Raw genomic sequence first — 12211 nt, forward strand, 5'->3', positions numbered from 1 at the left:
CCATCGTCATCGTGACGTGGACGGGAACTCCTCGAAGTACGCCTCCACCCGTTCCGCAGTCGCCGGCCGGGCGAGTTCGAAGCCCTGGCCGTAACGGCACCCGGCGCGCTGCGCCCCGTCGACCTGGTGGGCCGACTCCAGTCCCTCGGCGACCACCTCCAGCCCCAACCGGTCGGCGACGGTGACCACCACGTCCAGCAGCGGACCGGCCGGATCGCCGCTCGGCACCACCGCCTCCGGACCGACCTTGAGCAGGTCGATCGGGAGCCGCCGCAGTTGGGCCAGGGAGGCGTGCGCGGCCCGGAAGTCGTCCAGGGCGGTCCGGATGCCCATCGACCGCAGACCGGCCAGCCGGGCCACCACGGTGGACAGCTCGGCACCCACCCGGGGCTCGGCCACCTCCACCACGAGTTGGTCCGGCCCCACCCCGTACGCGTCCAGCACCGCCGCCGTGCGGGGCACGAAGTCCGGCGAGGTCAGCTCCCGGGTGGTGACGTTGACCGACATCCAGAGCCGCCGACCGCCGCCGGACCAGTGCGCCAACTGCCGGCAGGCCCGGTCCAGCACCCAGACGCCCAACTCGCCCACGATGTCGAGGTCCTCGGCCACCGGCAGCAACTCCGCCGGGAAGACCGTGCCGAGCACCGGGCTACGCCACCGCAACAGCGCCTCGGTGCCGACCGGCGAGCGGTCGGCCAGGTCCACCACCGGCTGGAACACCAGGTCCAGCTCGCCCCGGGCGACCGCGCCGGGCAGCTCCCGTTCCAGGTCCAGCCGCCGGACCAGTTGCTCCTCCAGATAGGCGTCGTACCACTCGACCCGCTCCCGGCCGAGTTGGGCGGCCCGCCGCCGGGCCAGATCCGCCTGCCGCAACACGTCCTCCGGGCGACCGGGGGTCAGTTCGGCCAGCCCGACGCTGGGTCGCGAGCGCAGCACCGCGCCGGCCACCTCGTACGGGCGGCGCAGCTCGGTGATCAGGCGGGTGCCCAGCGCGTAGGCCAGCATCGCCCCGGCGTCGGTGACCACCGCCAGCCCGCTGCCGGCCAGGTCGAACACCTCGTCGCCGGCGGTCACCACGGCGCGGGCCCGGCGCACCGCCTCGGCGGCCACGTCGTCGCGGAGCGCCACGCCGGGCAGCTCGGTCAGGTGCAGGTCCACCACCAGCAGCGCACCCTGGTCCGGGCAGGCCGCCAGCGCCCGCAGCAGACCTGGGCGGCCGTCCGGCCCACGACTCTCGGCGGTGACCGGCTCCGGTCCGGGCGGTGCCGGCTCCGACGACGCCACGGACTCCGCGGCGCTCCGGACCAGCTCCCGGGCCACCAACGGAGGCACCGCGGCGAGCGCGAGCAGCACCGCCGTGTTGTCCAGCAGGAGACCGGCCTGCAACTGGTGGACGACGGCGAGCACCACAGCCGACGCCGGGACCACCACCACCGGCCAGACCCGGGCCGCCCGCCCCTCCGGCTCGGGCGCCGACCGCGCCACCTGCCGCATTCCGGCGGCGACCAGCAGGACCCCGACCACCAGCGGGCCGACCGCCAGCAGCGCCACCCGGCCGGCGGTCACCAGCAGCACCGCCAGCAGCACCAACGCGAACAGGATGGCCGACGCACCGGCCCGGCACCGGCTCACGCCGCCGGCCCGATGGGCACCGGTCAGCACGAGCAGCGCGTCGACCGCCAGCACGCCCAACGCCACCGCCGCGACCAGCCGCACCGAGGGTGCCGTGTCCGCGTACGGCAGCAGCAGCCAGGCGACGAGCACCAGCCAGACGCCGGGCGCGGCGGCGTCCAGCACCCGCAGCAGCCGTACCCGCCACGGTGGTCGCGGCGGTCGCGGCAGGCTCGACAGGCCGCCGACGAGCAGTGCGGCGGTGCCGAGGAGCCCGACCGTCGCCGCGGTCGGCCGGAGTCCCATCGAGGCCAGTGGCAGGACGGCGGCGGTCAGACCGGCGGCCATCACGGCACCGTGCAGCAGGGCGGCGGCGCGGCGGGGCCGGGCCGCACGACGACGCGCCAGCCGACCGCCGTCGGTGCACCCGGAGGGCACGTCGGTGCCGGTGGCGAGCCGGGACAGGCGGACGCCCGCCAGCGTGGAACCGGCCGCGCCGGCGAGCGCCACCACCGCCAGGGCCGGGACCGCACCGACCGCGCCGGCCACGAGCAGCAGCACGACCAGCGCGAGTACGCAGGACTCCGGCAGGAACGGTGAGCGGACGCCGGCACGGAACACGGCGGCTCGGAACACAGACGCGACGGGCACGACGGTCGCCTTCGTGAGGGGGCACTGGGGCGGTGCGGCGGTGCGGGGGCGGCGACAGGTGAAGTCCTCCGCCCAACATCGATGAACGAGCCAGCTCGCCGGGAGTGACGGCCAGTCGACAGTGAGTCCGGTCACGTGCTCCGGCTTCGGGGACGGCCCGCTGCGGGCGGCGTCCGGCCTGGTGCAATCATCGGGACATGGCTCGCTCCGACACCACCCGATTCCGGCACAACCAGGCCATCCTGGTGGCGGCGATCGTCGCCACCATCGGCGCCCTGCCACTGGCCGGCGCCCGCGCCTATCTGCTGCCGGTGTTGCTGGTGCCGCTGGCGGTGGCGGTCTGGGCGTGGCGGGCCGGCACCGACGCCGACCTGGGCGGGCTGCGCCTGCGCGCGCTGGCCGGTCAGCGACGGATCCCCTGGGACCAGGTGGCCGAGCTGGGCGCCGACCCCCGGGGCCGGGCGGTCGCCCGGCTCGACGACGGTGAGCAGCTCCTGCTGCCCGCGGTGCGCCGCGAGGACCTGCCCCGCCTGGTGGCAGCGGCCGGCCGGGGCGAACCCGAGACGGCTCAGTAGCCGTCGACCACCACGTTCTCCGGCCGCTCACCGGCGGCGAACCGGCGGATCTGCTCGCCGACCAGCCGGTAGGCCCGGGGCAGCAGCCCGCGCACCGAGCCGGCCACGTGCGGGGTGATCAGCACGTTGGGCAACTCCCAGAGCGGGTGGTCGGCGGGCAGCGGCTCCGGGTCGGTGACGTCCAGCGCGGCGGAGATCCGGCCGGTGGACAGCTCGGCCAGCAGGGCGTCGGTGCTGGCCACCGGCCCTCGGGCGGCGTTCACCAGCAGCGCGCCGTCCGGCATCGCGGCCAGGAACTTCTCGTCGACCAGGCCCCGGGTCCGATCGGTCAGCGGCACCAGCAGCACCACCACGTCGGCGTGCGGCAGCAGCTCGGGCAGCTCGTCGACGCCGTGCACCCCCTGCTCGGCGCGGGCCGTCCGGGCGACCAGCGTGAACTCCACCTCGAACGGCGCGAGCCGGTCCCGCACGGCGGTGCCGATCGACCCGGCACCGACGATCAGGACCCGCTTGCCGGCCACCTCGTCGGTGGGCGCCACCTCGTCGTACGCCCACCGCCGCTCGGCCTGGGCGCGGATCATCTCCGGGAAGGCCCGCAGTCGGGACAGGATCGCGGTGACCACCCACTCGGCGGTGGACGGGTCGTGCACACCCCGGGCGTCGCAGAGCATCACCCCGTCCGGCACCCGGCCGACCCAGGCGTCCGCACCGGCGGAGAGCAACTGCACCACCGCCAGGTCCGGCAGCTCGTGCGCGAACGGAACGATCTTCCGGGTGGCGAGGAACGGCGGCACCCAGAACCGGACCCCGGCCACCGACGAGGGCGGTCTCGCCGGGTCCTCCATCGTCTCGACGGTGATCTGCGGCGGCAGCTCGCCGAGCAGGGCGTGACCGGACTCGTGCGGGATCCATACCTTCACGCCAGCCGACGATAGACCCGTCGTCCGTACCGCCACCGGGGCGGGGGTCCGCCGACCTCCACGCCGACCGACACGGCGGGCTAGGCTCGGGCGGGTGAGCGCTCCCCCGTACTCTCCGGCCCGTCGGGTCCGCGGGTTCCTCGCGGCCTCCTGCACGACGCTGCTGCTCGCGGCCACCGGGTGCAGTCTCGGCGAGCCCGAGCCGGACCCGGCCGGCGAGCCGCCGAACCTGCCGACCCCGTCGGCCAGCGCCGCCGGGGGCGGCCAGGAGGTGGTGGCCACCGTGCTGGCCCAGGGCCTGCGGGTGCCGTGGGGCATCGCCTTCCTGCCCAACGGCGGGGCACTGGTCACCGAACGCGACAGCGGCCGGATCGTCCAGGTCGGCCCGGAGTCGAGCCCGGACGGCCTACGGATCACCGAGCGGCAGACCGTCGACGACGTGGTCGCCGCCGGCGAGGGCGGCCTGCTGGGCATCGCCGTGTCGCCGGAGTTCGCGCAGGACAACACGGTCTTCGTCTACTACACCGCCGAACGGGACAACCGGATCGCCCGGATGCGGCTGGGCGAGAAACCCACCCCGATCCTCACCGGCATCCCCAAGGCGGGCATCCACAACGGCGGCGGCCTGGCGTTCGGCCCGGACGGGCAGCTCTATGCCAGCACCGGCGACGCCGGGGACACCGCGCAGTCGCAGGACGCCAAGAAGCTCGGCGGCAAGATCCTGCGGATCACCACCGAGGGCGAACCCGCGCCCGGCAACCCCTTCCCGAACTCCCCGGTCTGGTCCCTCGGCCACCGCAACGTGCAGGGCATCTCCTGGGCCGGCGACCGGATGTACGCGGTGGAGTTCGGCCAGAACACCTGGGACGAGATCAACCAGGTGACCAAGGGCAAGAACTACGGCTGGCCCGAGGTCGAGGGACGCAGCGGCGACAAGGAGTACGTGGACCCGATCGTGCAGTGGTCGACCGACGAGGCGTCCTGCTCCGGCCTGGCCGCCAGTGAGCGGCTGCTGGCCACCGCCTGCCTGCGCGGGCAGCGCCTCTGGCTGGTCGAGCTGACCGACACCGGCACCGTGCTCGGGCAGCCGCAGGCGCTGCTGACCGAGGAGTACGGGCGACTGCGGGCGATCGCCGCCGCGCCGGACGGCTCCTTCTGGGTGGGCACTTCCAACCACGACGGACGCGGGCAACCCGCACCAGAGGATGATCGCTTGTTGCGGCTTGTTTTCGCAGGTGGCGGCGCTGGGCGAAGCTGAGGCATTCTCGACACGCAGCACCTCGGGTTTGCCAAGATCCTCAGGCGGGCAGGTCAGAATCTCAGCATGGACGATCACGAGAACGAGAAGCCGCACCGCGATCGGGACGGGGCCGACCCGACCGGTCGCCCGCGTCGCTTCGTCTCGCTACGGCGCGCCGCCGCCGGTTCGCCCCGCGCCGGGCGGCGCAGTGGGCTGCGCCGGTTGGGCGCCGGCCTGGCGCTGCTGGTCGTCACACTGACCGGGGTGCTGCTCGGGGTGCTCGCCGGCGGGCACGTCAGCACCGACATCGGGCCCTTCCAGGCCCGGCTGTCCGTTTCACCGGCGGTCAACGGCAGCACCACCGTCGACATCCCGCCGCTGGGCGCGCTGCTGCTGGACAGCCACGACGGGCCGACCCGGCTGACCGTGGAGCTGGGCGCGCTGGACCAGGGCCGCACCGAGGCCCTGATCGACGACCCGGCGAGCATCAACCGGGCCACCCAGTCGGCCGTCGACGACGTCCAGGAGGGTGTGCTGCGGCTCGGGCTGCGGACCATCGGCGCGACCGTGCTGGCCACGCTGGTGCTGGCGCTGCTGGCGTTCCGGGACACCCGACGGGCGGCCTGGGCCGGCGCGCTGGCGCTGGCGATCAGCGCGGGCAGCCTGGGCACCGCCGCCGCCACCGTCCGACCGCAGGCGATCGAGGAGCCCACGTACGAGGGGCTGCTGGTCAACGCCCCGGCGATCGTCGGTGACGTACGCAAGATCGCCAACGACTACGGCCGGTACGCCGAACAACTCCAGCGGCTCATCGGCAACGTCACCCAGCTCTACACCACCGTGTCGGCCCTGCCGGTGTACGAGCCGGAGCCCGGCACCACCCGGGTGCTGCACATCTCCGACATGCACCTCAACCCGGCCGCCTGGCAGCTCATCCGCACGGTGACCGAGCAGTTCGGCATCGACGTGGTGATCGACACCGGCGACATCACCGACTGGGGCAGCGAGCCGGAGGCCTCCTACGTCGGCTCGATCAGCCTGCTGGAGAAGCCGTACGTCTACATCCGGGGCAACCACGACTCGCCGCGTACCGCTGCGGCGGTGGCCCGGCAGCCGAACGCGATCGTGCTGGACAACACCACCGCGACCGTCGCCGGGCTGACCATCGCCGGCATCGGCGACCCGCGCTTCACCCCGGACAAGAGCACCTCACCGGCGAGCGGTGGGCTCAACCAGCCCACCGCTGACGAGCTGATCGCCACCGGGGACAAGCTCGCCGCCACGATCCGCAGCTCCCCCCGGCCGGTGAACATCGCACTGGTGCACGACCCGGCCTCCGCCGGCCCGATCTCCGGCACCTGCCCGCTGGTGCTCGCCGGACACACCCACGACCGGCGGGTGAACACGCTGCCGGAGGTGCCGGGCGAGCAGCCGACCACGCTGATGGTGCAGGGCTCCACCGGCGGGGCCGGGCTGCGCGGCCTGGAGGGCGAGGAGCCGACCCCGCTGGCGATGACCGTCCTCTACTTCGACCAGGACAAGCAGCTCCAGGCGTACGACGACATCACCGTGGGCGGCACCGGCCAGGCGCAGGTGAACCTGGAGCGCACCGTGGTCCAGCCGCCGACGCCGCTGCTGACCCCGCCGATCACCCCCACCCCGACACCGACCCGCTGAGCCCCGCTCGATCCTGGATCGAGTGGCCTCCTCCGCCCCCGATGCCACTCGATCCGGGATCGAGCGTGATCTTGACGCCTGTCGCCGCAGCACGCATCTGGCGGTGTCGGGCAGGGGCGGGCCCGGCCTCGGCCCCGGCCTCGGACGAACGTCCGTGTCGGGGCGGCTGGGTCAGCGCAGGGCGAGAGCGGCCAGGGCCGCGTTGACGATGCTGCCCGGCAGCAGGTCGTGCAACTCGTACAGCTCGGCGACGCTGCCGGACTGGCCGAACTCGTCCACGCCGAGCGGCACCGCCGCCGCACCGACCGCCGAGCCGAGCCACGCCATCGCGTGCGAGGCGGCGTCGTGCACGGTGACCACCGGCACCCTGTCGGCGAAGGCGGACCGCAGCGCGCCCGGCACGCTGGGCACGGTGGCGGTGCGTACGCCCTGCCGCAGGGTGCGCTGCCACGCGCGGTAGAGGCGGTCCAGGCTGGTCACGTCGACCACGTGCGCGGCGACGCCCTCGTCGGCGAGTTCCGCCGCGGCGGCGAGCACCTCGGGCAGGACCGCGCCCGAGGCGGCCAGTTGCACCGTCGGCGCGTCGGCCAGGTGCGGGTACGCCTGGTGCGCGTCGACCAGCCGGTACGCCCCGGCCAGCACCTGCCGACGCAGCACCGCGTCACCGAGACGGGCCCGGGCCGCCTCGAACGGCGCCTGGTCCAGCGGGCGGGTGCTCAGCCGGAAGTAGTACGCCCCGTCCTCGGCCGGCGCGGCCGTCGGCACCGGCTGCGGGGCACCCGCGATGTGCCCGAGCGCGTCGCAGAGCAGCCAGTCCAGGCCGACCGCGTACGCGGGCTCGACGAAGGTCACACCGGGCAGTTCCAACCCCACGCTGGCGGTGATGGTCGACTGGTGCGCGCCGCCCTCCGGGGCGAGGGTGATGCCGGACGGGGTGCCGGCCACCACGAACCGGGAACCGGAGTACGTGCCGTAGAGGAACGCGTCCAGCCCGCGCAGCACGAACGGGTCGTAGACGGTGCCCACCGGCAGCAACGGCTGGCCGGACAGGTCCCACGACAGCCCGAGCTGGCCGAGCAGCAGGAACAGGTTCATCTCGGAGATGCCCAGCTCGATGTGCTGCCCCTCGGGGCTCTCCGTCCAGCGCAGCATCGTCTCCGACGACCAGGAGCGCTGGGCGGTCGGGGCGAACACCCCCGTCCGGTTGATGAACCCGGCCAGGTTGGTCGAGGTGGCCACGTCCGGCGCGGTGGTGACCAGGTACTTCCCCACCTGCTGATCACGGGCCAGGTCGACCAGCACCCGACCGAAGGCCTCCTGGGTGGAGATCGGCTTGTTGGCGCGTACGTTCGTGGCCTGCGGGACGGTGACCCCGAGCGCACGCTCGCGGGGCGCGCGGGACAGCGCCTCCCGACGCTGCCCGGCCCGGATGCCGGCCGGGGACGCCGGGTCGAGGCGGTCCCACTCGGTGTCCCGGGTCAGGCCGTGCCCGGCCCGCAACGCGTCGACCTGCTCACCGGAGAGCAACGCCGAGTGGTTGCGCGGGTTGCCGGCGATCGGCAGACCCCACCCCTTGACCGTGTACGCGAACACCACGCTCGGCCGGTCGGTCACCGCGTCGCACTGGGCGTACGCGTCGAGCAGCGCCGCCAGGTCGTGCCCGCCCAGGTCGGTGACGAGCGGGCCCAGGTCCTCGTCGGTGATGTCGGCGATGAACGCGGCGATGCCCTCGGGCGCACCGTCCAGGAACTGCTCGCGCAGCGCCGGCCCGGTCAGCCCGAACAGCGACTGGTACTGCTCGTTCGGCATCGCGTCGATCCAGTCGCGCAACGCCCCGCCGCCCGGCCGCTGGTACGCCTCGGCGAGCCGGCGACCGTACTTGACCTCGACCACGTGCCACCCGGCCGCCTCGAACTGGCCCCGCCACTGGTCGATGCGGACGCCGGGGACGACCCGGTCCAGCGACTGCCGGTTGAAGTCGACCACCCACATGACGTTGCCGAGTCCGGTGGTGGCCGGGTCGGCGACCGCCTCCCAGATGTTGCCCTCGTCCAGTTCCGCGTCACCGATCAGCGCCACGAACCGGGAGTGCGGACGCGTGCCGAAGTGCGCGTCGACGTACCGCCGGGTCACCGCGGCGAACAGCGGCGCGGCGGCGCCCAGGCCCACCGAGCCGGTGGAGAAGTCGACGCCGTCCGGGTCCTTCGTCCGCGACGGGTACGACTGGAGTCCGCCCCGGGCGCGCAACGTGGTCAGGTACGACCGGTCCAGGTTGCCGAGCAGGTACTGGACGGCGTGGAACACCGGCGAGGCGTGCGGCTTGACCGCGACCCGGTCCTCGGCGTCGAGGTGCGAGAACCACAACGCGGTCATCACGCTGACCAGCGAGGCGCTGGACGCCTGGTGCCCGCCGACCTTCACCCCGTCCCCGGTGCTGCGGTCGTGGTTGGCCGCGTCCACGATCCGGGTGGCGAGCCAGAGCACCCGGCGCTGGATGTCGTCGAGGACGTCGATGTCGTGCTGGTTCACGGTGCGCTCCAGGGGTCCGGCGCGTCGTCGTTGACGCCCGGTCGGGGACGGGGTGGTGGTGTCGGGCGGTCGGGCGTCGCGCCGGTCGCGCCCGGGGCGCGGCTCGGATGTTAGGAAGGGACCCCTCCTATGCACCAGGCGTTAGAAAGGGTCCCTTCCTTACACCTCAGGCGCCGAGGCGCTCCAGGATCAGCTCGCGGACGGTCTTGGCGTCGGCCTGCCCGCGCGTGGTCTTCATGACCGCGCCGACCAGCGCACCGGCGGCGGCGACCTTGCCGCTGCGCACCTTGTCGGCGATGTCGGGGTTGGCGGCGATCGCCTCGTCCACCGCGGCGGTCAACGCACCGGTGTCGGAGACGACCTCCAGGTTCCGGTTGGCCATGATCTCGGCGGGCGAACCCTCGCCCGCGACCACGCCCTCCAGCACCGTACGGGCCAGCTTGTCGTTGAGCTTGCCGGCGTCGACCAGCCCCTGGAGCTCGGCGACCTGTCCCGGGGTGGCGCCCACGTCGGCCAGTTCCACGCCGGTCTCGTTGGCCCGCCGGGACAGCTCGCCCAGCCACCACTTGCGGGCGGCGGCCGGGGTGGCACCGGCGGCGACGGTGGCCTCGATCAGCTCCACCGCACCGGCGTTGAGCACCGACTGCATGTCCAGATCGGAGAGCCCCCACGCCTCCTGGAGCCGACGCCGGTGCAGCCGGGGAAGCTCCGGCAGGGCCGCCTTCAGCTCGGCCACCCACGCGGTGTCCGGCGCGAGCGGCACCAGGTCCGGCTCGGGGAAGTAGCGGTAGTCGGTGGCGGTCTCCTTGGACCGGCCGGGCGTGGTGTCGCCGGTGTCCTCGTGGAAGTGCCGGGTCTCCTGGGTGATCCGTCCGCCCGCGTCCAGCACCGACGCCTGCCGCAGCATCTCCGAACGCACCGCCCGCTCGACCGAGCGCAGCGAGTTGACGTTCTTGGTCTCGGTGCGGGTGCCCCACTCCTCGCCGGGCAGGTTCAGCGACGTGTTCACGTCACACCGCAGCGAACCCTCCTCCATCCGCACGTCGGAGACGCCGAGCGAGCGGAGCACGTCGCGCAGCTCGGTGACGTACGCCCGGGCCACCTCGGGGGCGAGCGCGCCGGTGCCGGGAATCGGCTTGGTCACGATCTCCACCAGCGGGATGCCGGCCCGGTTGTAGTCGACGAGCGACTCGGTCGCGCCGTGGATCCGGCCGGTGGCGCCGCCGACGTGCAGCGTCTTGCCGGTGTCCTCCTCCAGGTGCACCCGCTCGATGCCGATCCGCACCGTCTCGCCGTTCACCTCGACGTCCAGGTAGCCGTCCACGCAGAGCGGTTCGTCGTACTGGCTGATCTGGAAGTTCTTCGGCATGTCGGGGTAGAAGTAGTTCTTCCGGGCGAACCGGCACCACTGCGCGACGGAGCAGTTCAGCGCCAGGCCGATCCGGATCGTCGCCTCGATGGCCGCCTTGTTGGCCACCGGCAGCGAGCCGGGCAGACCCAGGCAGACCGGGCAGACCCGGGTGTTCGGCTCGCCGCCGAAGTCGGTCGGGCAGCCGCAGAACATCTTCGTGTTCGTGCCCAGCTCGACGTGGGTCTCCAGGCCGATCACCGGCTCGAATCGCGCGACGACCTCGTCGTACGCGGGCAGCGTCGTGGTCATGAGAACTCCAGCTTTCGGGCGGTAGCCGGACCGCGGCGGCATCCGGACACAACGCCGCCCAGCCTAGCCGCTCCGCCCGCCTGGTCTCGGTCGGGCGTCACACTGCGGTGAACCCCTGCCGACGGCGGTACGCCACCACCAGCAGGATGCCGCCGATGCTGAACGCCACGACACCGAGGAGCATCAGCACCAGGGTCGAGTTCGACCCGGTGACCGGCAGCCAGGCCCCGGTCGTCCGGGACGGCGACGGCGCGGCGGCGGTCGGCGTCGGGCTCTGCGACGGAGTCGGGTACGCGGTCGGCTGCCCGGTCGGGGTCGGCGAGGCCGACGGGGTCGCCGTCGGGTCGGGGTAGACGACCAGCGACTGCTCCTCGGTGTCGCTGGTGGCGGTGCCGGTGGCGCGGACGGTGAAGTCGAAGGTGCCGGCGACGGTCGGAACGCCGCTGAGCACGCCGTCCGGGTCGAGCACGAGCCCGTCCGGCAGCGCCCCGGCGGCCAGCCCGAACCGGATGTCGGAGTCCCCGTCGGCGGTGAACCGGAACGAGTACGTCTGCCCGGCCGTGCCGCGCGGCGGCGCGGCCGAGGTGATGACGGCGGCCGGCGTGGCGATCACCAGCGTGACGTCCTGCTGCCCCTGGAAGCCGTTCGCGTCGGTCACCAGCAACGCGAAGCGGTAACGCCCGGCCTGGCTCGGCGAACCCGCGAGGACACCCGCCGAGGTGAGCGACAGACCCGGCGGCAGCGCACCCGACCCCAGCGAGACGGTGTGCGGGGCGGTGCCGCCCGAGACGGTGAACCGGTGCGTCGGATAGACCTGCCCGACGTACCAGGGCGAGACCGGCTCGGGCGACGTCACGGTGACGACCGGCTGCACCACCACCACGGTCACCTGGTGGTCGGCGGTCTCCCCGCTCGGTGCGCCGGTGGCCCGGACGGTGAAGGCGAAGCGGCCGGCGACGGTGGGCGTACCGGTCAGGGTGCCGGACGAGGAGAGCGCCAGGCCGGGCGGGATCGCACCGGCGACCAGCGCGAACCGGATCTCGTCGTCACCGGTGGCGGTGAAGGTGTGACCCGGGTACGGCTCGTAGGCGGTCACCCCGGACGGCGGCGGGGCGGAGGTGACGGTGATGGTGACGACCGCCGGATCCACGATCACCGGATCGACGACGGCCGGTTCTGCGGCAGCGGGCGCGGCGACGCCGATCAGCAGCATCGTGAGCACCGAGACAATCGTGATCGGCCGCAGCGTCTTCATCGCAGTTCCAGTCGGCTAGAAGCCCATGCTTGCGTTTCGCCAGCGGCTCGGACTCTATCCAACCCGCGCACGTCACCATGCGTTATGAGTCCG

Annotated in this window: 8 protein-coding genes; 3 read left to right on the top strand and 5 right to left on the bottom strand. The window is 73.6% G+C overall.

Annotated elements, in window-relative coordinates; genetic code table 11:
* Positions 1-6: 6 nt before the first annotated feature.
* Positions 7-2262, bottom strand: coding sequence for an EAL domain-containing protein (locus ACIBO1_RS21740; RefSeq protein WP_396749276.1), 2256 nt, complete (start codon positions 2260-2262; stop codon positions 7-9).
* A gap of 197 nt (positions 2263-2459) precedes the next feature.
* Between ACIBO1_RS21740 and ACIBO1_RS21745 the strand changes: the two genes are divergently transcribed.
* The gene (locus ACIBO1_RS21745) at positions 2460-2837 is read left to right on the top strand and encodes a PH domain-containing protein (protein WP_350693533.1); all 378 of its coding nucleotides are present in this window, start codon (positions 2460-2462) and stop codon (positions 2835-2837) included.
* Here the strand turns inward: ACIBO1_RS21745 and ACIBO1_RS21750 are convergent.
* The gene (locus ACIBO1_RS21750; RefSeq protein ID WP_396749278.1) at positions 2831-3757 is read right to left on the bottom strand and encodes a 2-hydroxyacid dehydrogenase; all 927 of its coding nucleotides are present in this window, start codon (positions 3755-3757) and stop codon (positions 2831-2833) included. The genes ACIBO1_RS21745 and ACIBO1_RS21750 overlap by 7 nt on opposite strands.
* Before the next feature lie 94 nt (positions 3758-3851).
* Here ACIBO1_RS21750 and ACIBO1_RS21755 point away from each other — a divergent pair, with 94 nt between their 5' ends.
* Together ACIBO1_RS21755 and ACIBO1_RS21760 are read left to right on the top strand one after the other, a co-directional pair.
* Positions 3852-5015, top strand: coding sequence for a PQQ-dependent sugar dehydrogenase (locus tag ACIBO1_RS21755; protein ID WP_396749280.1), 1164 nt, complete (start codon positions 3852-3854; stop codon positions 5013-5015).
* Positions 5016-5081: 66 nt separating this feature from the next.
* Entirely contained in the window at positions 5082-6674 is a 1593-nt protein-coding gene (locus tag ACIBO1_RS21760; RefSeq protein WP_396749282.1) for a metallophosphoesterase, read from the top strand.
* A 171-nt stretch (positions 6675-6845) separates the two neighbouring features.
* On the opposite strand, the gene ACIBO1_RS21765 is transcribed toward ACIBO1_RS21760, so the two are convergent.
* The 3 genes from ACIBO1_RS21765 to ACIBO1_RS21775 form a co-directional block, all read right to left on the bottom strand.
* Positions 6846-9203: a transketolase-like TK C-terminal-containing protein gene (locus tag ACIBO1_RS21765; protein ID WP_396749285.1), complete on the bottom strand. Its 2358-nt coding sequence runs from the start codon at positions 9201-9203 to the stop codon at positions 6846-6848.
* 166 nt (positions 9204-9369) lie between these two features.
* Positions 9370-10863 (bottom strand): Asp-tRNA(Asn)/Glu-tRNA(Gln) amidotransferase subunit GatB, encoded by a 1494-nt coding sequence (gene gatB, locus ACIBO1_RS21770; RefSeq protein WP_396749287.1) that lies wholly within the window; start codon positions 10861-10863, stop codon positions 9370-9372.
* Between the two features lie 97 nt (positions 10864-10960).
* A complete protein-coding gene (locus ACIBO1_RS21775) occupies positions 10961-12118 on the bottom strand; it encodes a putative Ig domain-containing protein (RefSeq protein WP_396749289.1) in 1158 nt (385 codons plus the stop codon).
* Between the last annotated feature and the right edge of the window lie 93 nt (positions 12119-12211).

It is taken from the genome of Micromonospora sp. NPDC049903, assembly GCF_044460945.1.
Classification (GTDB): domain Bacteria; phylum Actinomycetota; class Actinomycetes; order Mycobacteriales; family Micromonosporaceae; genus Micromonospora.